We start from the raw sequence: 21,325 nt of genomic DNA on the forward strand, positions 1-21,325 counted from the left end.
CCGACTGCCGAGAAGGCGGCTCGGTCTTCCCTGCGTCACCGGCTGGCCGACGGCCTGCCGTCCGACCAGGCGATGTCGTGGCTGTGGACCGGGGGAATCGCGTTTCTCGCGCTGATCCTGCGGCTCGTCGGGCTCGACAAGCCGGGCGAGAAGATCTTCGACGAGGTCTACTACGCCAAGGAAGCGCACGACCTCCTGATGTTCGGCGTCGAGCGGGACAAGGAAGGCACCGGCGCCGGGTACGTCGTCCACCCGCCGCTGGGCAAGTGGCTCATCGCCGGCGGCGAGCAGCTCTTCGGTTACAACGCGCTGGGCTGGCGCATCTCGGCGGCATTCATCGGCGCGCTCTCGGTGCTGCTGCTGGCGCGGATCGCGCGCCGCATGTTCGGCTCGACGCTCCTCGGCTGCGTCGCCGGCCTCCTGCTCGCGCTCGACGGCCTCCACTTCGTCATGAGCCGCGTCGCTCTGCTCGACATCTACCTGATGTTCTTCCTGCTGCTCGCGTTCGCCTGCGCGCTGCTGGACCGGGATTCGACGCGGTCGTGGCTGTTGCGCCGGGCCGACGCCGGCGACGACCTGTCCGGTGGGACGCCGTTCCGCGTGCCGTGGTGGCGCCTGGCCACCGCGGTGAGCGCCGGGTGCGCGCTGGGTGTCAAGTGGAGCGCGACCTGGTACATCGTCGCGCTGGTGGCGATCACGCTGTGGTGGTGCGTCCAGGCCCGGCGCAGCGCCGGTGTGGAGCGTCCGATCCGGGACACGCTGGTGCGCGAGACCCTGTGGGTCGTCGTGTTCGGCGTCGTCGTGCTCGCGGTGTATCTGTCGACGTGGACCGGATGGTTCCTCTCCGACGACGGGTGGAACCGCAACGGCAACCCCTGGCCGGGCCCGTCGTGGCTGCCGTCGTCGATCGGGAACCTGTGGGAGTACCACGTCCACGCGTACGAGTTCCACACCGGCCTGCACGCCAAGCACGACTACCAGTCGACGCCGTGGAGCTGGCTGCTGCTCGGCCGGCCGGTCGCGTACTACTACTCCAGTGACCCGGGCTGCGGCAGCGACAACTGCTCGGCCGAGGTACTGGCCCTGGGTACACCGTTGCTCTGGTGGTCGTTCATCCCGGCGCTGGTGATGGTCGGGTGGCGCTGGCTGGCCGGGCGCGACTGGCGGGCCGGCGCGATCCTGCTGATGAGCCTCGGCGCCGGCATCGTGCCGTGGACGTTCTACCCCACCCGCACGATGTTCTACTTCTACACGCTGCCGGCGCTGCCGTTCCTCGTCCTGGCGGTGACGCTCGCGCTGGGGACGGTGCTGGGGCCCGGACGCTCCGCCGCGCCCGGGTTGGCCGCTTCGATCGACGACCGGGACCGGCGGTTGGTCGGGGCGGTGGCCGTGGCGGCCTATCTGGTCGTGATCGCGGCGACGTTCGCGTACTTCTATCCGATCTACACCGGCGAGCAGATGACGTACGACTCCTGGCACTCGCGGATGTGGTTCGACTCCTGGATCTGACCGTCGCGGGTCACGCGCCAGCGTCCGCAGGTGCAGCGTTGGTAGTGGATGCGGCCCTCGCTGGTGTCGTGGCTCGAGATCGTCTTCCAGAAGTGCTTCATGCCTCGAGCGTGCTGTAATGGTCTTGTGCACATCAACCCTTACGGCGAAGATCCGGTGCGGTTCGCGATTTCGCTCGCTGTCGACTTTCCGGTGAGTCCGGCCGGTCTCGTGGCGCGGTGCCGCGCGGCGGGGGTGGAGGTCCCTGCTGGTGACGTCGATCTGGATGACGTTCGTCTTTTCGTGGACGAGTGGCTCGGGGTCGTGGACGCGCCGGACGACAAGACCCGGGCCGAGCGGCTGAACGTGTTGCTCGCGGCCGCGTCGGCGTACCCGCGGTTGACGAACCACGCGTCGGACGGGTGGCATCTGCACTATCGGGCCGCCGAGCTGCCGTTGGCCGGGGTGCTGCGGGCGCTGATCAGCGTCGGTACGGCGCTGCACCTCACCGGGCGGGGGATGCACCGGTTGGGGCGGTGTGCGGTGACGGAGTGCGGACGCCCGTTCGCGGACGTGAGCCGCACCGGCCGCCAGCGCTACTGCTCACCCGCCTGCGCCAACCGAGACGCCGTTAGGCGCCACCGCGCCGGCGCGGCCGCGGCCACCTGACGGTCGTGCGGCCGGCCGACGGTCGCGGAACCGGGCTGGCAGCCGCGTCGGCACGGGTCAGGCGGGGAGCCAGTGCGGGTCTCGGCCTACGGCTCGGAGGAGTTGGTCGATCGCAGGGGTGCCGGGGATCTGGGGGATGCCGGGGGCGAACGGGCTGCCGGCTTCGGTGCGACGCTCGTCGTCGGGTAGGGACAGCACGATCGGCAGCAGGGCGTCGACCAGGTCGTCGTCGGGTGCGAACGGCTGCCCGAGCGCGGCCGCCACGTCCCAGGCGTGCACCAGGTAGTCCACGGCGTGGGCCGTGATCGCGAACCGCGCGGGGGTCGGCTGCGATCCGAAATCGGGGATCACGAACAGCTGGTCTGGTGCCTCGACCGTGGCGAACGCGGCAACGACCTCATCGGACGCCGCCCGGTACTGCGCCGCCGGATCGTCGTCGAGCGGCGGCAGGTCCCACGCGCTCCCACCGTTCACGGCCGCGGCGAACCCGTGGTGCTGGGCGATCAGGTGACGGAGCAGGTCGGTGACCGTCCAGCCCGCGCACGGGGTCGGGCGATCGAGGTCCTCGGGCTTCACTGCGTCGACGATGCGCACGCTGAGTGCGACAGCGCGAGCGTCCAGCTCTTTCATTTCAATAAGCATGTGCTTACGATGTGCAGGTGCTTATGAGTTGTCAAGCGGTATCTTTCCGACGTGGAGCAACGCCAGGACCTCGCGGCGATGATGGGGCCGATCGGCCGGGCGCTGGTCGCGATGGAGCTACCGATCCTGCGCGCGCACGACCTCACGATGTGGGGCTACGTGGTGCTCTCGAGCCTCGACGACCAGCCCGTGTACACCCAGGCAGCGCTGGCCGAGGCGATCGGCGCCGACAAGACACGGCTGATCGCCGTGCTGGACGACCTGCAGACGGCGGGGCTGATCGAACGTCGCCCGGCGCCCGGTGACCGACGGGCGCGCGTCGTGAGCATCACCCCGGAGGGCCGTCGCATCCGCGGCACCGTGCAGGCCGCGATCCGCGTGGAAGAGGAGCGGATGCTCCAGGTACTGCCGCCCGATCACCGGGCGGTTTTTGTCGACGCTCTGCGAGCGCTCAGTTCGGCGTCGAAGCCTTAGCCGCGTTCACCATGTCTTCGGGCAGCAGCAGGAACAGCCGCGGCGCGATCTTCTCCATCGCGCCGCCGCACCCCACCACCAGCCCGGTGGCGAAGTCGACCAGCGGCATCGCGTCCGACTCGTCGAACTCGCTCAGATCCATCACAACCGGGGTGCCGCAGCGGAACCAGTCGCCGACGTAGAAGACCTCGTTGTAGTTCTGCGGACGCAGCGTCTTGACCACCGAATCAGTCTCCTCTGGACGCAGCAGGAGTCAATCCGCCGCGCCTGCGTGCCGCATCGATCTCGGGGCGCGCTCGACCGCCCAGGTCGCGACCGCGGCGATCGGTCGAGGAGCGTTCGGTGGGACGTCCACGTCGACCAACCCTGATTCCCGTGCAACGTTCCGGGCCGCTGACTGTGTACTTCCAGTGTGTGAGCCCGTCAGGATTTCCCGCCGGCGACGCCGAGTTCGAGGCGTTCGTGCGCGCTTCCGGCGCGGGCCTGGGCTACGCCCATCGCACGATGGTCAACGTCTTTCTCAACCGGCGCCGGCGTGCGGTGGATCTGCCCGTCGAACGTCTTCCGGACGTCGGGCGCGAGGACGATGCGCTGGCGGCCGTCGACTCCGCGGCGGCCACCCGGCAGGTTCTCGCCGGGTTGCCGCCGAAACAGCGCGCGGCGATCGCGCTGCGCTACTTCGCGGACCTGTCCGACGACGAGATCGGCAAACTGCTCGGGTGCACACCGCAGACCGTGCGATCGCAGGTGTCCCGTGGTCTGGCCGCGCTTCGCCGTCGGCTGGCGGCAGAGAGGTGAAACCGGTGCCGGAGGAGCTGCTCGCGGTGGACTGGGACCTGCCCGTGACGGAGGAGTTCGTCGCGGGCGTGCGGCGGGGTGTGCGGCGTCGGCGGCTGCTGCGCCGGGCGACGCTTGCGGGGGCCGCCGCGGTGGTCGCGTTCGTCGTCGCCTTCGCGGTGACCGGCAGCGGCACGACCACGCTCGTCGTACCGCCCGCGACGGCCCCGGCCGACTCTCCGCTCGGTGGGTTCGAGGTCGGTTATCTTCCGAGCGGCGTCCGGGCGGAGGCGCGCGACGGGTCGTTCACCTGCGCGGCCGCCGCGGGGATGCGGGAATGTCGCGACGCGGGTGCCCCGGCCGTGGCGGTGTCCCAGCGCCGCTACGACAGGAACAACGGCGGAGCCTGGCTGTGGATCACCGTGCTGGATCCCGGCGACTCTCGCGCGGCCACCCAGTGGGTGGTCGACTGGCTGACGACCGGAACCAGCCAGGTGTCGACGTTCGACGCACCGATCGGTCCCGCCCGGGTGCTCGTCACCCGAGGCTCCGAGGCGACGGTGTACTCGGTCGTCCTCACGGCCGAGGACGGCGTCGTCATCTCGATCACCGGCAACGCGGGGTTGTCGGCCGAGGAGCTGACGAAGGTGGCCCGGGGGATCAGCCGCTGATCACGACGCCTCCAGGTGTTGGATGAGACGGCGGAGGACCTGGCTGCGCCAGCCGCCGTCCATGATGGTGTGCGCGAGCTTCTGCTGCGGGTCGTCGAGGTCGAAACCGCTGTGTTCGACGAAGAGCCGCGTGCCGGTGCCCTCGGGGCGCAGCGTCCAGGTGACGACCGAGTCGAGCCCGCCCGCGTTGTTCGCGTCTGTCCACGAGTAGCTCAGCAGCTCCTCGGGCCGCAACTCCAGCACCTCGCACGCGATGACGCCGCTGAATTTCGTCGCCTCGATCGGTTCGGCCTGCAGCTGAAAACGGTGCCCGACCACCGGCTTGAAGTCGCTGGGCAGGAACCAGGCGTTCAGCGCCTCGGGGTCGGTCAGCGCGTGCCAGACCGCGGCGGGCGGGTGAGGGAGGAACTCGTCGACGTGGATCGCAGCGGTCATGGGTTTTGCTCCTCGAGGTAGGTACGCAGACCGGTGAGCTTCGAACGCCAGAACCGCTCGTACGGCGTCAGCCAGCTCTGCAGCTCCTGCAGCGGGTCGGGGGTCACCGCGTAGACGCGATGGCGGCCCTGCCTCGTCTCGGTGACCAGCTCGGCGTCCAACAGGACTTTGAGGTGTTCGGAGACGCTGGGCCGGGCCATGTCGAAGTGCTCGGCGATTTCCTGCACCGGCCGTGGGCCGTCGAGGAGCAGGTCGAGCACGTCCCGGCGGGTGGGGTTCGCCAGCGCGGCGAACACCCGGTCCGCCGGTGACGACTTCGCGCGTTGCGGCATGCGTCGAACGATACGTAGGAAATTACCGACGCGTCAAGCGTAGGGAACTTCCTACGCGTAAGCGCATATGGGTCCGAACGTGCAGCTGCTGACTCCGACGCACCCCGTCCACCCGGAGCTGCGCCGCGCCAAGTGGGAAGCGGCACTGCCGATCACGATCGGCGACAACGTGTGGATCGGCGGCATGGCGATGATCTGCCCCGGCGTGACCGTCGGTGAGAACTCGATCATCCGCGCCGGAGCGGTCGTCACGAAGGACATCCCGGCCGACGTCTGGACGCCGACACGATCCGGGACGCCGTCCGTCGGCTCGTCCCCGACGCCGTCCGGTGAAGGCCGCGATCGCGGCGGTCTATCTGGCCTTCACCGGTAGCGGATTCCTGTTTGCCACCTGGGCGGCCCGCATTCCGAGCGTCAAGTCGCAGCTCCACCTGGACTCCCGGGAACCGAGCCACGGACGCTCGTTCTCGGCCTGTTCGTCCTGACCATGGGGTTCTCGGAGGGCACCGGCAACGACTGGCTCGCATCCGCGATGGTCGAAGGCCACCGCACCTCGATCGCGGTGGGGTCGTTGAGCTTCGCGTTGTTCGTCGCCGCGATGACGCTCGGGCGGTGGTTCGGCCCGCCGCTGGTCGAGCGCTACGGCCCGCGGCTCGTCACCCGCGTGAGCGTGGTGCTCGCGCTGATGGGACTCGGAACGACGGTCTTCGGGCCGAACCAGGCTTCGGCCGTGATCGGCGTCGTCGGGTGGGGGCTGGGTACCGCGATGGGGTTTCCGCTGGGCATCAGCGGCCCGCCGCTGCTCGGCTTCTTCGCCGACCACGTGGGCATTCTGCGCTCGCTGAGCGTCACCATGGGTGTCGTCGCCGCAGGCCTGCTGCTGACCGTCGCCCTTCCGCGTACCAAGTAGCGCCCGTCAGAGGCCGTTCAGCCGGGCAAGTGCCTCCGGTGGCAACGTCAGGTCTGCGGCGGCGACGTTCTCGCGCAGATGCGCCACCGACGACGTGCCCGGGATCGGCAGGATGTTGGGGGAGCGCTGGAGCAACCACGCCAGCGCGACCTGCTGCGTTCCGATGCCGAGGGAAGCCGCCACCTCGTCCAGCACGGCGGACTGCAGTGGACTGAACCCGCCCAACGGGAAGAACGGCACGAACCCGATGCCGTCCGCGGCGAGCGCGTCGATCAGCTCGTCGTCGTCGCGGTGCACCACGTTGTAGAGGTTCTGCACGAACACGATCGGCGCGATCGCCCGCGCTTCGCGCACCTGCTCGGCGGTCACGTTGGAGAGACCGAGGTGTTTCACCAGGCCTTCCTTCTGCAGGTCGACCATCGTCCCGAACACCTCCGCGAGCGACCCCGGCCCGGCGATCCGGAGGTTCGCGGCGTCGAGCACGTCGAGCCCGAGGTGGCTCAGGTTGGCCTGCACCTGCTCACGCAGGTTCTCCGGCGCCGGATCCCAGCTGCCCTCCAGGCCGCGCCGAAAACCCACTTTGGTGACGATGTGCAGGTCGCCGGGGTAGGGGTGCAGCGCCTCCCGGATGAGCTCGTTCGTGACGACCGGGCCGTAGTAGTCGCTCGTGTCGATGTGCGTGACGCCGAGATCGACGGCGGTCCGCAGCACCGCCACTGCTTCGGCGCGGTCGCGGGGAGGTCCGAACGCGTTGGGGCCAGCCAGTTGCATGGCGCCGTAGCCCAACCTGGTCGGCCTCAGATCGTCGGCAAGGGAGATTTTGTCGTTCATGGTTCTACCGTGAGCCGTCGGCAGGGCCGGCGGGAGCTACGGGTCTTCCTGGTACTGCTGGTAGCAGGCAATCGACGCTGCCAGCAGCGAAGATGGCCGTATGGACGACCTCGGCACCGTGCTCCGGGCCTGGCGGGATCGGCTCGACCCGGCAGCGGCCGGGCTCACGCGAACTGCTCCGCGCCGGACGCCGGGGCTGCGGCGCGAGGAACTGGCGGTGCTGGCGGGGATCTCGATTGAGTACGTGGTCCGGCTCGAGCAGGGGCGGGCGGCGACGCCGTCGGCGCAGGTGTGCCTGGCGCTGGCCCGCGCGCTCCAGCTGTCGGACCAGGAACAGGCCCACCTGATGCGGCTCGCGGGTCACACCGCGGACCCGAGCCGGGTGCCGCGGCTGATTCCCGCGAGCGTGCGCCGGATCACGGAGCAGCTCACCGGACACCCGCTGGCCGTGTACGACGCGACCTGGACGCTGCTGCACTGGAATCCGCTGTTCGTCGCGGTGTTCGGGGATCCGGTCGACGCCGGGAGCTTGCTGCTCCAGCAGTTCGAGCGTGCCCTGGACCGCGTCCGGTTCACGCCGGACGAGCGGGTCGCGTTCGAGGAATCCATGGTGGCGGACCTGCGGACGACCGCCGGCCGGTACCCGAACGATCCGGACGTCGCGGCGCTGATCGCCCGGCTGCTGCAGGTTCCGCGGTTCCGGGAACTGTGGGAGCGGCGGTCGGTGGCCGAGCACCAGAGCGCGCACAAGATCGTCGAGCATCCGGAGGTCGGGGACGTCGACCTGGACTCCGACATCCTGCTCACGCACGGGTCGAACCTGCGGGTCGTCGTCTACACGCCGCGGCCGGGCACGGATGCGCGGGGCAAGCTCGACTTCCTGGCGGCGATGACGGCGACGTACCCGGCCGTCATCCAGGGAAGTGGGGCTTGAGGTCGGCGGCGAGGACCCGGTCGAGGACGCGGTCGGGCAGGACGCGGGAGAGCCTGGTCATCAGGGCTGCGTCGCGGCCGATCGTGTAGCGGGCGCGGGGCTTGCGGTCGGTGGCCGCCTTGGCGACGACCTTCGCGGCCTGCGCGGCGGTGCGGCCGGCCTTCGTGAACGCGGCGGAGTGGGAGATGATCGCCTGCACCAGGGGGTCGTAGCGGTCGTTCTGCTCGGCGGTCATGTTCGCGGCCAGTTGGTTGACGAGGGTCGTGGCCCGGCTGGTCATCTCCGTCTTGACGCCGCCGGGCTGGACGATCACGACCTTTACCCCGTGCGGTGCCAGCTCTCGGCGCAGTGCGTCACTGACCGCTTCCAGGGCGAACTTCGTTCCCGCGTAGGCGCCGTACGTCGGCAGGGCGATACGGCCGCCGATCGAGCTGATGTTGACGATCCGGCCCGCGCTGCGCAGGAGGGCGGGAAGGAGGGCCTGGGTGACGGCGATGTGGCCGAACAGGTTGACGTCGAACTGGCGGCGCCACTCGCTCAGGGGCAGCGCTTCGACGGGGGCGTTCACGGCGATACCGGCGTTGTTGATGAGGGCCTTGACCGGGGTGTGCCCGACCTTGGCGGCGAGTGCCTCGACCTGGGCCGGGTCGGTGATGTCGAGGATCGCCGGTTCGATGTTCGGCGCGCTCGGCGCGTCCTGCTCGCGCCGTACCCCGGCTAGTACGTGGTAGCCGCGGCCGGCCAGTTCGCGCGCGGTTGCCGCGCCGATGCCCGTGGATGCGCCGGTAATGACGATGAGTTCAGATGACGTTGTCACCTGAATGACGGTAGGTGGTTTGGGTTGACGTTGTCAACAGTAAGATGGGCTGCATGGTCAGCCGAGTGGAGTCCGCCGCTGGTACTCGCCGTGCTCTTCTTGACGCGGCCGCGACGCTGCTCGGAGAGGGCGGGGTCGAAGCGGTGACGCTGCGGGAGGTCGGCGCGCGGGCCGGGGTGAGCCGGGGAGCGCCGTACCGGCACTTCGCCGACAAGGAGAGCCTGCTCACCGCGATCGCGACCGAGGCGTGGGACCGTGTGGGCGACGAGGTGTCAGTGCTGCGTGCGTCGTCGGAGCTGTCGGCGCCCGAGAAGCTGCGCACGGCGTTGACCGGTCTGATCGCGATCGGGCGTCAGCAGCCGCACCTGTTCCGGCTGATGTTCACCCAGCCGAGCGGCGACCCGAGCGCTGTCGTCCGGGCCGCGGGGCGCAGCCAGGACGAGTTCCTCGCGATCGTCGCCGAGTTGGTGGGGGAGAAGGACGCCCGGCGTTACGGAGCGCTGCTCATGACCAGCGCGCACGGCGTCGCCGGCATGGAAGTGAGCGGTCACCTGACGCAGGAGAAGTGGGGTACGACCGCGGAGCAGATCGTCGAGATGCTGGTGGGGATGGTAGCTGCTCAGTCGGTGCCCTGAGCCCGGCAGATGGCCGATTCCGTCGTGGTCAGAGCTGGTACGTCACGTGGGTGACGCTCGACGTGGCACGTACGTTTGTCTGCGCCAGCTTTCGCGGTGGGACGCCGTCGAAGAGCCGCGTGCCGGCGCCCAGCGTCAGCGGTGCGATGTGGAGCCGCAGCTCGTCGATCAGGCCCGCGGCCAGATACTGATTGACGGTGGTCGCGCCGCCGCAGATCGCGACGGTGCCGTTGTCTGCGGCCGCGCGCGCCTGCGCGAGCGCCGATTCGATTCCGTCGGTGACGAAGTGGAACGTGGTGCCGCCGTCCATCGGCTCGGGGTCGCGCGCGTGGTTGGTGAGAACGAAGACCGGGGCGTGGTATGGCGGATCGTCTCCCCACCAGCCGTTCCACTGCCGATCCCACTCCCCGCGCACCGGGCCGAACATGTTGCGCCCCATGATGAACGCGTCGGCGGCGACGATCTGCTCGATCTCGGCGCGGTTCTCGTCGGCGGAATCGAACATCCAGGAGTGCAGCAGGCCGCCCGAGCCGTCGCCGCCGTCGTCGCCGAAGGGACGTTCCTCGGTCTGGTTCAGCCCGGCTGAGTAGCCGTCGGCCGAGATCGTGATGTCACACACCACCCGTCCGGTCATGCCGGTCCTCCTCACGCTCGGTAGGTGAGGATCATCCTGGCCCATCTAGACGGTGTAAGGCGTCGCCGAACGGGCGGTGGAGAGTGCGCTGCCCCACCACACGAGTTGGTCGAGCATGCGTCCGGCTGCTGTCGCACACCCTGCCGCGTCGATCGGTCGGCCGGTGGCGTCGAACTGTTGGCGGGCGCCGTGGAAGCTGACCGTGTCGCGCACGGTGACGGCATGGAGCTCGGCGAATACCTGGCGGAGGTGTTCGACGGCGCGGAGGCCTCCGGCGAGGCCGCCGTAGGAGACGAAGCCGACGGGCTTCGCGTGCCAGTGTGCGTTGTGCCAGTCGATCGCGTTCTTCAGCGGGGCGGGGTAGCTGTGGTTGTACTCGGGGGTGACGACGACGAACGCCTCGGCGGTGTTCAGCTTTTTGCCTACGTCGGCGAGGACGGCTGATTCCTGCCGCGTGAGCTCGCTGGACATCTGGGTCGGTAGCGGGGTGAGGGCCAGGTCGATGACGTCGATCGTCACGGCGGGGTGTTGTTTCGCTTGATCGACGAACCAGTCGGCGACCGTCGGGCCGAAGCGTCCGGCGCGGGTGCTGCCGACGATGACGGCGAGCGGCAGGGGCTGTGCGTTCATGGCGACTCCTCGGGTCGAACACTGTGGAGTCAGCGTGGAACTTCAACAGCGGTTGAGGTCAAGCGCCCAGCAGATGACGCCGGGCTCGTGGCCATCGGGCCGGGCACCGACGCCGCGCAGGAGGGCGATGGCCCGGACGTTGTCCGGTTCGGTCCACGCGACGAGGTCCGTGAAGCCGAGTCGTCGCGCGACCCGGATCAGGTGTCCGCCGATCGCGCGGCCGACGCCGGCGCCTTGCCAATCGTCGCGCAAGAGCAGTGAAACCTCTGCCGGACCGGCGGGTGCTGTCCGCAGCACGTTCGCGTAGCCGACGACCTCCGTGGGATCCGTGAGCACGAGCGTGCGCCCCTGCGCGGGATCGACCATCCGATCCCACTCGGCGACGGTCAGGCGGTTGCGGCCGGCGTGGTAGCGGCTGAGGAGTGTCTGGGCCGAGCAGCGGTTGTGCAGGTCGTTGACGGCTGTCAGGTCGTCGGCGGTTGCCTCGCGCGCCAGGAGCGCGGTCCCCGCTGAGGTGCGGATGCGCTCCGCCGCGATCGGCATCGGTGGGAGGCGTAACCGGAGGCCCGGGATGGCCATCATTCGCTCCTTCTTCTATACGGGTGCGTATAGAAGAAGGCTAGACCAGTTTGTACGCTGGCGTATAGAGAGGCCGCTAGTACGGCCGGTCGCCGGGGTAGGGGCCGTCGGGGTCGATGGTGCGCATGATGCGTCCGCCGATGTCGTGCAGTTGCCGTGGTTGCGCTTTCGTCAGCGGATCGAAGATCAGGCGACGGACCTCGGTGACGTGGCCGGGTGCGGTCGCGAGGACCTTTTCGAGCCCTTCGTCCGTGAGGGTGGCGAGCGTGTAGCGACCGTCGTCCGGGTCGGGGGAGCGGCGTACCCAGCCGCGTTTTTCCAGGCGGCCGATGGCCTGGGAGAGGCGGGGGAGCGAGCCCTGGGAAATGTCGGCGAGCAGGCTCATCCGCATTTGGCGGTCCGGTGCCTCGGAGAGCCCGGCCAGGAGGCTGTACTCGAACAGGTTCATTCCGGCGTCGCGCTGGAGTTGTGAGTCGAGCGCGCCTGGGAGGCGTACGAGCAGCGAGAACAGCGTCAGCCAGGTCTTGAGCTCGTCCGGACTGAGCCACGGGGGTTCGTCGTCGGTCACGGCGCAATTCTAGCAGTCACTTGCACGTTTAACTCATGCTGGTTAGCTTTGACTTCACTGTTTAAGTCATCTCTGCCAGTGGGGAATCATGGACATCGTTCTCTGGGTCGTTGCCGGGCTGGTCGCCGCGGCCTTTCTCTTCTCGGGTGCGTTCAAGCTCCTTTTGACGCACGAGAAGTACGTCGCCTCACAGAGCTGGGCTGCTGACGCGCCGCGGTGGGCGCCGAAGGCGATCGGCGTGCTGGAGGTGCTGGGCGCGATCGGCGTGATCCTGCCTGCCGTGGTCGACGTCGCGCCCGTTCTTGTTCCGATCGCCGCGACCGGGTTGGTGCTCGTCATGGTCGGGGCCGTGGTGATGCACGTACGGCGCCGCGAGTTCTCGGCGTCGGTTCCGAGCGTCGTGCTGCTGGTGCTGGCCGCGATGGTGGCGTGGGGCCGATTCGGGCCGTACGCGTTCTAATAGCAGCACGGCGATTCCTTTCGAGGAATTGTGGGACGCGCGCCGTCTCTGGAGAGTCGGACTGTCACTGTCGCTCAGTTCTCCGAAGAGGCCTCATGTCGTCTGCTCCGCAGTTACTCGCCGATCGCTACGCCGCCGTGTGGAACGAGCCGGACGCTGACCGGCGCCGCGCCGAGATAGCTGACCTGTTCGCCGCTGATGCCGTGCACCTACTGCAGCCGCCGCAGGACGTCCGGAAAGCTGCGGTCGACCTGGGGTTCAACCGACCTGTTCTCGAGGCGCGGGGCAGGGAATCGCTGGAATATCGCGTGCGTAGGGCTTACGAGGAGTTCGTTGCGCCCGGCGTTCACGAGTTCCGTTCACGGCAGGACGCGGAGCAACTCGCCGACGTCGTGACCTTCCATTGGGAGATGGTGGGTCGACGCGACGGCGAGGTGGTCGGTGTCGGGCGCGAGATTCTTGTCCTGGACAAGGAAGATCGGATCGCTCGCGACTATCAGTTCGTCGAATAGCACGGTCGGCAGCGGGCGGCCCGGCCGGAAGCTGGACCGCCCGTCACTGATGCAGCGCGTCAGTAGTTCCGGGGGACGAGCGCGGCGATAGTTCGCGCTAAGCCGGCGTCAAGGTCATGACGGCCGCGGCACCACCCCCGCGCAATCGCTGACTACCGGGGATCGGCAGTCGGCTGAGGAACGTCGGCGCGGTCGGTTAAGGTGACGCCAGCGTCGCGTGCCGGTGGCAGACCGTGCCAGGCATGGAGGCGCCGGACCGAAGGAGCACGACGTGATCTCGTCGTCCCCTTCGCCCGTCACCCGTGGGTGAGGGCGAGACGACCAGGCTGGTGGCCTGGAGCATTGAACTTCGAACCGTGCATGAGCGGCTGCGGGCTGCTCTGCGCGCCACGCGGGAAACGTCGAGTGCCGCCGACCTGCTGCTGTTCTGCCACGGCTTCTGCGCCGCGTTGACCGGACACCACGAGGGCGAGGACCGGGAGCTGTTCCCGGCGATCGCCGAGCAGCATCCCGAACTGCGCGACACCCTGCGCGCCCTGCAACAGGACCACTCGATGATCGGGCACCTGCTCGGCGGCCTCCAGGCTGCCGTCGACCGCTCGGCGTCCCCGGCCGAACTGACGAATCACCTCGAGGGCGTGGCCGCGATCATGGAGTCCCACTTCCGCTACGAAGAGCGGATGCTCCTAGCGGTCTTGGAGACGCTGCGACTCGAAGCCGATCCGCGCCAGGTTCTCGGGCCGCTGTAGCAGTCGTCTACGCCGGATGCGTTTTCGGCGCGCGAACCGGCGACGGTCCACTCAGACCTGTTCCGGTACTCCCGATCCGGAGGCGCGTCAGTGCGATGCCGGCGAGGAGCGCCACCAAGCCGCACACCCCGTGCCAGCCGAACTGGCCGTAGGCGCGGAGCCCCAGCGCCGAGCCGCCGGCACCGCCGAGATAGGCGCAGGTCATGTACGCCGTGTTCAGGCGCGCTCGGGCATCGGGGCGCAGCGCGTAGATCCGGACCTGGTTGGCCACCATCCCCGACTGCATCGAGACGTCGAGGAGGAGGGTTCCAGCGATCAGCGTCGCCGGTCCACCTGCGGTCTCGAGCCCGGCCGCGGCTGGATACAGCACGCCGGCGGCAAGGACGACCCCGAGGAGACAGACCAGATTGACCCGGTCCGGGCCATGTCGATCGGCCAGCCGACCGGCCACCGGCGTGACGAACATCGTGGCGATGTTGACCAACGCGAGTACACCGACGGCACGTTCGTCGAGCCGATATGCCGGCCCGGCGAGTAGTAGGCCGACGGTGGCCCAGACGGCAGAAAAGCCGGCGAACACGGTGGCCTGGTAGAGGCACGAGCGACGCAGATCGGATTCTGACCACAGGAGCCGCACTGGCGCTGCGAGCACAGCCAGGAAACGCTCTGTGGTCGGGGCCGGCGCCTTCGGAAGGGCACGGCCCACCGCGAACGCGACGACCAGGGTGGCGATTCCGGCGACCAAGTAGGGTGCCCGCCAGCCCCACACCTCGGCGAGTGCGCCACCCTCCAGCCGGGAAAGCAGCATGCCGCCGGTTGCGCCGCTGAGCAGCACGCCACCCACGGCGCCACGTCGGTCGGACGGCACGAGCCCGGCGGCCATTGATCCGATGATCGGCGCGACCACTGTGGTGGCGCCGATCTGCACGCCGACCAGGAGGAGAAAATCCGGACCGGGCGCGACGCCGGCCGCCAGCAGGCCTGCGGCGGTCAGTCCGAGCAGCGTGAGGATGAGGCGCCGGTAGGGGATCCGATCCCCGAGCGGAACGAGCAGAAACAAACCTACCGAGTATCCGACTTGGACAGCCGTCACGATCGAGGCGGCAGCCTCCGGACCGATGTCCAGGCCGGTGGCGATCGACGGAATGATCGCCTGCGGGAAATAGACGTTACCGACAGCTATTCCACTGGTTACCGAGAGCAAAATCAGCATGCGTGGGGTCACCACTTGAGTCGATCGCGCACGCGCGGCAACCGGAACGGATATAGCTATTTGCTAAATGATCCACTTCGATCTCGACGTCGACGATCTGGCGGACACTCGATTCGCCATCTCGCCGGTACAGGAAACTCTGTGCAGCCTCTGGGTTCTCCGCGACCCCGGCCGGTACGCACTGCACCTGCCATGGCGCAGGGCCGCACTTGCCGCCACCGACACCGACGACCTCACGACGCTGCTGGCGCTGGTCGGTGAGAGCCGCGCACTGCCGGACTTCCTCACGCCCAGGCCGGGATCCTTCGCGCCCACCATGGAAGAACAGATCGCGCAGGTCCGCCGCACGCCTCTCGATATCGTCCGGCGCGACATGCTGGCCACCCATGCGCCGGGACCCTTGCCGATCCCGGTGCGCGACGCCGACTCGCCGCACGACGCTGACGTTCGGCGATTGCGGGACGTGCTCTGCGATGTCGTCGTGCGGTACTGGGATCGGACGCTCCGACCTGACTGGCCCCGGATGCGCACCCTGCTCGAGGCCGACGTCGTCTACCGTGCGCGCCGGCTGGCGGTCGGCGGCGCAAGATCACTCTTCGCCGACATACACACGAATGTGACGTGGGAAGACGGTGCGCTTCGAATCGATCGCATGATCGGACGACATCGAGTGGCGGCAGACGGACGGGGCCTCCTGCTGCTCCCCTCGATCTTCGCGTACAAGCCGATCCCGCCGATGAGTCCCGACGAGCCGCCGTGGCTGGCCTACCCCGCACGTGGCATCGCGACGTTGTGGACGACCACGCCACACGCGACGTCCGCCGCCCTGTCCGCACTGATCGGAGTGCCCAGAACTCGGTTGCTCCGCCTGCTCGAAGAACCGTTGCCGACGATCGACATCGCCCATCGCCTCCGGGTCACTCCGGGAGCGATCTCGCAACATCTCCGCGTCCTGCATGGCGCGGGGTTGGTGAACCGGGCGCGTAGTGGTCGGCTGGTCCTGTACCGGCGAAGTTCTCTGGGCGACGAGTTGATCGGGTCGGCCCGGGATCGCCCGAGCAGATGAGTGTTCGGCCCGCGCACAGCGAGGCCAACGGACCGTCAGGCGTCTGCGCCGGGTGAGGCGGACCGCTCGGTGACCGGACGACGGCGTAGGTTCGCCTGCAACAGGGCTAGGGGCTTGTAGTCCTGGTCCAGCGTCCCGATGTCGGTACCGGGTGGGACGATTTCGTCGATTCGATCGAGCAGTGCGTCGTCGAGAGTGACGTCGAGGCCTGCGAGCAGGTCGTCGATCTGTTCTTCGGATCGGGCGCCGAGCAGCGCGCTGGTCACACCGGGATGCGCGATCGTGAACGCCATGGCCAGATGGGTCATCGGCAGGCCGGCCGCATCGGCCAACGGGATCAGCCGCTCGACGGCGTCGATGCGGCGCTCGTCGTTGAGATGCTTGAAGAAGCGGGCGCGGCTCAGATCGTTCTGCCCACCTCTGCGAACGCGGCCGGTCAGTAGACCTTGGGCGAGCGGTCCCCACACCAGTGTGCCCAAGCCGTATCGCTGTGCGACCGGCAGCACTTCCCGCTCAACGCCACGGCTGAGCAGCGAATACGGTAGTTGCTCGGTGTGGTACCGCGCCATGCCGCGTCGCTCGGCGACCCACTGGGCCTCGACGATGTCGGATGCCGGCGTATTGGACGATCCGACGGCCCGGACCTTGCCACTGTGGATCAGGTCGGAGAGTGCGCAGAGCGTCTCCTCGACGTCGGTCGTGGGATCGAGGACGTGGAGTTGATAGAGGTCGATGTAGTCGGTTCGCAGACGGCGCAGCGAGTTCTCGACCGCCGCCATGATCCATCGGCGCGAAGCGCCCTGCTGATTGGGGTCGGTGCCGATCGGCCGGCCGAACTTGGTCGCGAGCACGACGTTCTCGCGCCGTCCCTTCAGTGCCTGCCCGACGACCTCCTCGGAGTCGCCGTACACGTCGGAGGTGTCGATGAGGTTGATGCCCGCGTCCAGGGCCTTGTGCACGATCCGGATCGAGTCGGCCGGATCGTTGTTGCCAACGGACGTGGCGAACATCAACGCGCCGAGTGCGTAGGGACTGACTCTGATACCGGTCCGTCCGAGGGTGCGGTACTGCACGGCGTTCTCCTGACGTATCTTAGGGCTAAACGGAAAGCTCTTCCGATTACCATACGGAAAGGCTTTCCGATTAAGCAAGCGAAGGGTGCAGGTGGTGACGGACAGCACTGCGCAGCGGCGGCGGCGTGCCGACGCCCGACGAAACCTCGTCTCACTGATCGAGGCCGCAAGGACCGTGTTCGCGACGTCAGGGGTGGATGCGCCGGCAAAGGAGATCACCGATCTGGCCGGCGTCGGGGTCGGCACCCTCTACCGGCATTTCCCGCAGCGCTCCGACCTCGTCCTGGCGGTGCTGGAGCACGAGATCGACGCTTGCGCGGACGCGGGGCCGGAACTGGCCGCGGCCAGCGGGCCGCGGGTGGCGCTGGAAGAATGGGTCAAGCGCTACACGGAACTGGTCGCGACGAAGATGGGCCTCGCCTCGGCTCTGCAATCAGCCGAAACCGCCCACCAGGCTCTGCGAGCCTACGTCTACGAGCGCCTGGTTCCGGTACTCGAATCGATGCTGGAGGCGGCCAGGGCCGTCGGCGAGATCCGCTCCGACGTCACTGCGCCAGACCTGATGCACGCCGTCGCCCTGCTCTGCCACCCGGTACCGGGCGAAGGACCCGACTACGGCCCGCGTCTGGTCGGAATCTTTCTCGCAGGGCTACGCCCGTGAGAGTGGTCCGGAGCCGCGAACGCGATCCGCGCCGGCTTGCGCCTCAGCGACGGGCGGTCGGCTGAGCCGGACCGCCCGTCGTCCATGCAGAAGCGTCGATGCGTAGCGCCGGGGATCCTCCACGGAGGTCTGGGCCGGGACGTTGGCGATGCCGGGTTGGCGGTCAGCCGCGGGGCGTCGCTGACGTGTTGCGACGCCGGTACAAGCACACGAGGCGGAAGACCAGCACTGTCATACCGGCGAGCGCCGAAGTGACGAGCAGCAGAGTGAAGCCCGGCTGTAGATAGACGGCCTGCCGCCATGAGATGTCCATGCCGCGGTAGAGGTAACTGGCGATCCGATGCAGGGATACGAGGAGCACGGACGGCAAGAGATACGGAATCAACCGGGCCGCCGTGGTGAGGGCGCGCCGGCGGTTCTCCGACCACTGCTGGCACCGTCGAACGGCCCGGCCCGCCAGGAGCGCCGTCACGAGCGTCAGGAGAAGCAAGACCACGTCGACGCCGATCAGTGCCGTCGGGGAATTCGCGGGCGAGGTCGGTCGCCCTTCGATCAGGTCCACGAGTTGGGCGCCCAGCGCCGATGCGTCGCCGTATTGGCTTCCGCTGTTCGCCAGGACGACGAGGCCGTAACCGCTGTCCGGCAGCAGGGCTTGGTACCCAGTGATGGTGATCAGCCCGCCGGTGTGGTGAATCAGTGGGGCGCCCGAAGAGGTCTCGTCGATCTCCCAGCCGAGACCGTAAGAGCCGACGGAGCGGCTGTGCATTTCGGTCAGGCTGCCGGACGACACGATCGGAGTTCCGTCGGGTCCTCGGCCGCGATCGTTCTGGGCGATCAGCCACGCGGCCATGTCCCGCGCGGTACTCAGCACGCCGCCTGATCCGTTGCCGAACGCGGGTGGTTCGGGCAGTGTGACCGCGAAACCGGCCAGCATCCGGTGCCCCCGGCCGCTGCGCGGTAACTCGTCCGCGGTGTCGCCGGTTCGGCTGTCACGCATGCCGAGGGGACCGAAGACATTCCTCCTCAGGTACTCGTCGAACGGTTGCCGACTGACCACCTCGACCAGGCGGGCGGCGACTTGATAGTTCGGGTTGTGGTACTCGAATCGGGTGCCGGGCTCGGTGGCCAGGCGAGCGGTGCGGAGCGACGAGACCGCCTCGCGCAGGGAATGCACTGCGGGCCCGCTGAACGGGTGGACCGTGGCGTCGGACAAGCCAGAGGTGTGGTTGAGCAGTTGCCGCGCGGTGATCGTCGCAGCGCGATCGTCGGCCATCGTGAACTCGGGGAGGTAGGTGTGAACGGGTGCGTCCAGCCGCACCCGACCGTCGTCCACGAGCTGTAGCACGGCCAGCGCGGTGATCGACTTGCTGAGCGACGCGATGGACATGAGGGTGTGGTCGGTGACGGGATCGCCGCCTGCGGTGGTGCCGTAACCGGCCGCGTGCACCACCTCGAGGCCGTGTGTGACGGCAACCGCGATCCCCGGAATACGGGTGGTTTCGCGGTAGGCGCGGACGGCTGTGTCGATCGACTCGGCATCGACGGCGAGCGGCCGGTCGGGAACGGGAGCCGCCGGCACTGCGAGCAAGAGAGCGGCAAGAGCGTGTAGCAGCACCGTCTGAGCTTCGGCGGCGGTCACGTCACTCCGCATCGGACCGTGGTCCGATCAACCGCGCGGGCCGGCGTCATTACCGTGAAGGCGTGATCACGGCGTTGTGGCGGTGGGGGTTGCTGGGCGTCGACGCCCTCGCCGCGGTCGCGGTCACGGCGGCAGCCGTGCTGATGAGACCGGTATCGGGTTGGTGGGTGTGGTGCCTGGCCGCGCTCGTCGGGCTTCCGCTGGCGGTCCGACGGCCGTGGCCGGTCGCAGTCCTGGTCGTCGTTTCCCTGGCCGGTGGCGCTTCGTTGCTCGTCGGGCTACGCGGCGAGGTGGTGGTCTACGCGGTGGCGATCGCGTTGTATCCAGTGGCGTTGAAGTCGGTTCGTCCGGCTGCGTGGGGCCTTGCTGGTGCTCTCGCTGCCGTACTGGTGCCGGGAACGGCGGATGCCCTCTCATCCGGGCTTCCACTGGTGTCTGCCCCCGGCGACATGGAAACGTTCACGACCGCTCCGGCGATCGTCACCGCATTCAGCCTGGTGGTTCTCGTCGGCGCCTGGGGATTGGGATCGGCCGTCCGCGTCCGGCATTCTTACCTCGACAGGTCGGCCGAACTGCGCACCGCACGGATGGTCGCGGAGGAACGCCTACGCATCGCCCGTGATGTTCATGATGTCGTCGGACATGCACTCAGCCTGATCACCATGAAGGCCGCGGTGGCCACGCATCTAGGGGCCGAGCAGGACACCGCCCTGCGAACGATCGAGCAGGTCGGCCGCAGCGCGCTGGACGATGTTCGGTCAGTGCTCACGGGGTTCCGCGAGCCGGGGACGCCGGACGACGAGGAGGGGCCGCCGACCCTGGCCGGCATCGATCGTCTGGTGGCGGAGGCCAGTGCGACGGGAATGTCGGTGACTTACGACCGAGACGACCTGCCCGACGTGCCGGCCGGGGTGCAGATGTCGACGTACCGCATCGTGCAGGAGGCGCTGACGAACGTACGTCGCCACGCGTCCGCCACTCATTGCCGGATCACGCTCACGGCGGATAGCCGGTCACTGCGGCTGGCGGTCGTCGACGACGGAACGACAGCGGCACGCTCGGGACCGCCGGGGATCGGATTGCTCGGCATGCGCGAACGGGTCGCACTGTACGGCGGAACCTTTGTCACCGGCCCGGAGCCCGGCGGCGGATTCGCCGTCCGTGCAGAGATTCCGCTGGTCCCATGATCGGTCGACCGACTCGCGTCGTGCTCGCGGACGACGAGGCCCGGTATCGCGACACCATCCGGGAACTCATCGACGCGACACCTGACCTCGCGGTTGTCGGTGAAGCCGGAACCGGCCGCGAGGCGATCGCCGTCGTTGGAACCTCTCGGCCGGACGTGGTCCTGATGGACGTACGGATGCCTGACGTCGACGGCATAGCCGCTACCGCACGTCTCACGGCCGGAGCAGTCCTGCCGCGGGTACTTGTGCTGACCACCTTCGACGTGGACGACAACGTCTTTCGCGCGTTACGCGCAGGAGCGAGCGGATTCCTGCTCAAAGATGTCCCGCCCCCGCAATTGCTCGACGCGATTCGGACGATTGCCGCTGGCGAATCGCTGCTCGCTCCCAGGGTGACTCGGCGGCTGATCGCTGCCTGGATGGACCGGACACCACCGCGCCGCGTGCTCGACGGTGTGACGCCGAGGGAGCGCGAAGTCCTCGCTCTGATCACCCGAGGGTTGTCGAATGCTGAGATCGAGGTGACGTTGCACGTGAGTCGGGGAACACTCAAGACCCACATCGGGAGCCTGCTCGCCAAGTTGGCAGCACGTGACCGAGCGCAGTTGGTGATTGCCGGCTACGAAGCGGGTCTCGACTCCTGAGCAACCGAACGGGCGGCCCGGGATCAAGGCAGCGTCAGTGCGCTGCGCCCGGGATTTCTACTCCGGTCCGGGCCGGCAACAGGCTGGTGGACGTC

Annotated in this window: 27 protein-coding genes and 2 pseudogenes; 16 read left to right on the forward strand and 13 right to left on the reverse strand. The window is 68.5% G+C overall.

The genetic code is table 11. From position 1 onward, the window contains the following. Positions 1-72 precede the first annotated feature (72 nt). Both ACGFY5_RS39815 and ACGFY5_RS39820 read left to right on the forward strand, forming a co-directional pair. Entirely contained in the window at positions 73-1,509 is a 1,437-nt protein-coding gene (locus ACGFY5_RS39815; protein WP_392730022.1) for a dolichyl-phosphate-mannose--protein mannosyltransferase, read from the forward strand. A 126-nt stretch (positions 1,510-1,635) separates the two neighbouring features. Continuing rightward, positions 1,636-2,157 (forward strand): CGNR zinc finger domain-containing protein, encoded by a 522-nt coding sequence (locus ACGFY5_RS39820; RefSeq protein ID WP_392729214.1) that lies wholly within the window; start codon positions 1,636-1,638, stop codon positions 2,155-2,157. Positions 2,158-2,214: 57 nt separating this feature from the next. Here the strand turns inward: ACGFY5_RS39820 and ACGFY5_RS39825 are convergent, their stop codons facing one another. Continuing rightward, positions 2,215-2,799 (reverse strand): TIGR03086 family metal-binding protein, encoded by a 585-nt coding sequence (locus ACGFY5_RS39825; protein WP_392729216.1) that lies wholly within the window; start codon positions 2,797-2,799, stop codon positions 2,215-2,217. A 78-nt stretch (positions 2,800-2,877) separates the two neighbouring features. On the opposite strand from ACGFY5_RS39825, the gene ACGFY5_RS39830 reads away from it, so the two are divergent. Then, positions 2,878-3,273, forward strand: coding sequence for a MarR family winged helix-turn-helix transcriptional regulator (locus ACGFY5_RS39830; protein ID WP_392730025.1), 396 nt, complete (start codon positions 2,878-2,880; stop codon positions 3,271-3,273). Here ACGFY5_RS39830 and sepF read toward each other — a convergent pair. Continuing rightward, positions 3,251-3,496: a cell division protein SepF gene (gene sepF / locus ACGFY5_RS39835; RefSeq protein ID WP_392729219.1), complete on the reverse strand. Its 246-nt coding sequence runs from the start codon at positions 3,494-3,496 to the stop codon at positions 3,251-3,253. The two genes, ACGFY5_RS39830 and sepF, sit on opposite strands and share 23 nt — an antisense overlap. A gap of 239 nt (positions 3,497-3,735) precedes the next feature. Between sepF and ACGFY5_RS39840 the strand changes: the two are divergent. Together ACGFY5_RS39840 and ACGFY5_RS39845 are read left to right on the forward strand one after the other, a co-directional pair. Continuing rightward, positions 3,736-4,071 (forward strand): annotated as a pseudogene (locus ACGFY5_RS39840) (RNA polymerase sigma factor); the annotation flags it as partial. Positions 4,072-4,076: 5 nt separating this feature from the next. After that, positions 4,077-4,721: a hypothetical protein gene (locus ACGFY5_RS39845; RefSeq protein WP_392729221.1), complete on the forward strand. Its 645-nt coding sequence runs from the start codon at positions 4,077-4,079 to the stop codon at positions 4,719-4,721. Here the strand turns inward: ACGFY5_RS39845 and ACGFY5_RS39850 are convergent, their stop codons facing one another. Beyond that, positions 4,722-5,156, reverse strand: coding sequence for an SRPBCC domain-containing protein (locus ACGFY5_RS39850; protein ID WP_392729222.1), 435 nt, complete (start codon positions 5,154-5,156; stop codon positions 4,722-4,724). It abuts the gene before it with no gap. Next, on the reverse strand, positions 5,153-5,488 hold the full coding sequence (locus tag ACGFY5_RS39855) for an ArsR/SmtB family transcription factor (RefSeq protein ID WP_392729225.1): 336 nt from the start codon (positions 5,486-5,488) through the stop codon (positions 5,153-5,155). Before ACGFY5_RS39855 ends, ACGFY5_RS39850 begins: the two co-directional genes overlap by 4 nt. A 67-nt stretch (positions 5,489-5,555) precedes the next feature. Between ACGFY5_RS39855 and ACGFY5_RS39860 the strand changes: the two are divergent. Then, positions 5,556-5,861 (forward strand): annotated as a pseudogene (locus tag ACGFY5_RS39860) (DapH/DapD/GlmU-related protein); the annotation flags it as partial. Between the two features lie 114 nt (positions 5,862-5,975). Further along, a complete protein-coding gene (locus ACGFY5_RS39865; RefSeq protein ID WP_392729227.1) occupies positions 5,976-6,398 on the forward strand; it encodes an MFS transporter in 423 nt (140 codons plus the stop codon). A gap of 6 nt (positions 6,399-6,404) precedes the next feature. Here the strand turns inward: ACGFY5_RS39865 and ACGFY5_RS39870 are convergent, their stop codons facing one another. Next, complete coding sequence (locus tag ACGFY5_RS39870) at positions 6,405-7,229, reverse strand: oxidoreductase (protein ID WP_392729230.1); 825 nt, start codon at positions 7,227-7,229, stop codon at positions 6,405-6,407. A 100-nt stretch (positions 7,230-7,329) separates the two neighbouring features. On the opposite strand from ACGFY5_RS39870, the gene ACGFY5_RS39875 reads away from it, so the two are divergent. Further along, positions 7,330-8,163 carry a helix-turn-helix transcriptional regulator gene (locus ACGFY5_RS39875; protein ID WP_392729233.1) on the forward strand — a complete coding sequence of 278 codons (834 nt, stop codon included), beginning with the start codon at positions 7,330-7,332 and terminating at the stop codon, positions 8,161-8,163. Here ACGFY5_RS39875 and ACGFY5_RS39880 read toward each other — a convergent pair. After that, positions 8,141-8,980 carry an SDR family oxidoreductase gene (locus ACGFY5_RS39880; RefSeq protein WP_392729236.1) on the reverse strand — a complete coding sequence of 280 codons (840 nt, stop codon included), beginning with the start codon at positions 8,978-8,980 and terminating at the stop codon, positions 8,141-8,143. The two genes, ACGFY5_RS39875 and ACGFY5_RS39880, sit on opposite strands and share 23 nt — an antisense overlap. 53 nt (positions 8,981-9,033) lie before the next feature. Here ACGFY5_RS39880 and ACGFY5_RS39885 point away from each other — a divergent pair, with 53 nt between their 5' ends. Beyond that, on the forward strand, positions 9,034-9,615 hold the full coding sequence (locus ACGFY5_RS39885; protein WP_392729237.1) for a TetR/AcrR family transcriptional regulator: 582 nt from the start codon (positions 9,034-9,036) through the stop codon (positions 9,613-9,615). A gap of 28 nt (positions 9,616-9,643) precedes the next feature. Here the strand turns inward: ACGFY5_RS39885 and ACGFY5_RS39890 are convergent, their stop codons facing one another. From ACGFY5_RS39890 to ACGFY5_RS39905, 4 genes are all read right to left on the reverse strand, one after another. Further along, positions 9,644-10,249, reverse strand: a complete 606-nt coding sequence (locus tag ACGFY5_RS39890; protein ID WP_392729238.1) for a dihydrofolate reductase family protein — start codon at positions 10,247-10,249, stop codon at positions 9,644-9,646. 45 nt (positions 10,250-10,294) lie between these two features. After that, positions 10,295-10,879 carry an NADPH-dependent FMN reductase gene (locus ACGFY5_RS39895; RefSeq protein WP_392729241.1) on the reverse strand — a complete coding sequence of 195 codons (585 nt, stop codon included), beginning with the start codon at positions 10,877-10,879 and terminating at the stop codon, positions 10,295-10,297. 42 nt (positions 10,880-10,921) lie between these two features. Then, positions 10,922-11,458 carry a GNAT family N-acetyltransferase gene (locus tag ACGFY5_RS39900; RefSeq protein ID WP_392729243.1) on the reverse strand — a complete coding sequence of 179 codons (537 nt, stop codon included), beginning with the start codon at positions 11,456-11,458 and terminating at the stop codon, positions 10,922-10,924. Between the two features lie 76 nt (positions 11,459-11,534). Then, positions 11,535-12,026 carry a MarR family winged helix-turn-helix transcriptional regulator gene (locus tag ACGFY5_RS39905; RefSeq protein ID WP_392729246.1) on the reverse strand — a complete coding sequence of 164 codons (492 nt, stop codon included), beginning with the start codon at positions 12,024-12,026 and terminating at the stop codon, positions 11,535-11,537. Positions 12,027-12,114: 88 nt separating this feature from the next. Between ACGFY5_RS39905 and ACGFY5_RS39910 the strand changes: the two genes are divergently transcribed. From ACGFY5_RS39910 to ACGFY5_RS39920, 3 genes are all read left to right on the forward strand, one after another. Beyond that, positions 12,115-12,486, forward strand: coding sequence for a DoxX family protein (locus ACGFY5_RS39910; protein WP_392729248.1), 372 nt, complete (start codon positions 12,115-12,117; stop codon positions 12,484-12,486). A 95-nt stretch (positions 12,487-12,581) separates the two neighbouring features. After that, positions 12,582-12,998: a hypothetical protein gene (locus ACGFY5_RS39915; protein ID WP_392729250.1), complete on the forward strand. Its 417-nt coding sequence runs from the start codon at positions 12,582-12,584 to the stop codon at positions 12,996-12,998. Between the two features lie 302 nt (positions 12,999-13,300). Then, a complete protein-coding gene (locus ACGFY5_RS39920) occupies positions 13,301-13,747 on the forward strand; it encodes a hemerythrin domain-containing protein (protein ID WP_392729251.1) in 447 nt (148 codons plus the stop codon). Positions 13,748-13,754: 7 nt separating this feature from the next. On the opposite strand, the gene ACGFY5_RS39925 is transcribed toward ACGFY5_RS39920, so the two are convergent. After that, entirely contained in the window at positions 13,755-14,960 is a 1,206-nt protein-coding gene (locus ACGFY5_RS39925; RefSeq protein WP_392729254.1) for an MFS transporter, read from the reverse strand. Between the two features lie 67 nt (positions 14,961-15,027). Between ACGFY5_RS39925 and ACGFY5_RS39930 the strand changes: the two genes are divergently transcribed. Beyond that, positions 15,028-16,026 carry an ArsR family transcriptional regulator gene (locus ACGFY5_RS39930; protein WP_392729256.1) on the forward strand — a complete coding sequence of 333 codons (999 nt, stop codon included), beginning with the start codon at positions 15,028-15,030 and terminating at the stop codon, positions 16,024-16,026. A gap of 35 nt (positions 16,027-16,061) precedes the next feature. On the opposite strand, the gene ACGFY5_RS39935 is transcribed toward ACGFY5_RS39930, so the two are convergent. Further along, complete coding sequence (locus ACGFY5_RS39935; protein WP_392729259.1) at positions 16,062-17,099, reverse strand: aldo/keto reductase; 1,038 nt, start codon at positions 17,097-17,099, stop codon at positions 16,062-16,064. Positions 17,100-17,193: 94 nt separating this feature from the next. Here ACGFY5_RS39935 and ACGFY5_RS39940 point away from each other — a divergent pair, with 94 nt between their 5' ends. Then, positions 17,194-17,760 (forward strand): TetR/AcrR family transcriptional regulator, encoded by a 567-nt coding sequence (locus tag ACGFY5_RS39940; RefSeq protein ID WP_392729261.1) that lies wholly within the window; start codon positions 17,194-17,196, stop codon positions 17,758-17,760. Positions 17,761-17,923: 163 nt separating this feature from the next. Here ACGFY5_RS39940 and ACGFY5_RS39945 read toward each other — a convergent pair whose 3' ends face one another. Next, positions 17,924-19,411 (reverse strand): serine hydrolase domain-containing protein, encoded by a 1,488-nt coding sequence (locus tag ACGFY5_RS39945; protein WP_392729263.1) that lies wholly within the window; start codon positions 19,409-19,411, stop codon positions 17,924-17,926. A gap of 50 nt (positions 19,412-19,461) precedes the next feature. On the opposite strand from ACGFY5_RS39945, the gene ACGFY5_RS39950 reads away from it, so the two are divergent. Together ACGFY5_RS39950 and ACGFY5_RS39955 are read left to right on the forward strand one after the other, a co-directional pair. Next, the gene (locus ACGFY5_RS39950) at positions 19,462-20,586 is read left to right on the forward strand and encodes a sensor histidine kinase (RefSeq protein ID WP_392729266.1); all 1,125 of its coding nucleotides are present in this window, start codon (positions 19,462-19,464) and stop codon (positions 20,584-20,586) included. Continuing rightward, positions 20,583-21,230, forward strand: a complete 648-nt coding sequence (locus ACGFY5_RS39955) for a response regulator (RefSeq protein WP_392729268.1) — start codon at positions 20,583-20,585, stop codon at positions 21,228-21,230. The genes ACGFY5_RS39950 and ACGFY5_RS39955 overlap by 4 nt, the downstream gene beginning before the upstream one ends. The last annotated feature ends 95 nt before the right edge of the window (positions 21,231-21,325 follow it).

It is taken from the genome of Cryptosporangium sp. NPDC048952 (assembly GCF_043197895.1).
In the GTDB taxonomy this organism is placed as follows: domain Bacteria; phylum Actinomycetota; class Actinomycetes; order Mycobacteriales; family Cryptosporangiaceae; genus Cryptosporangium.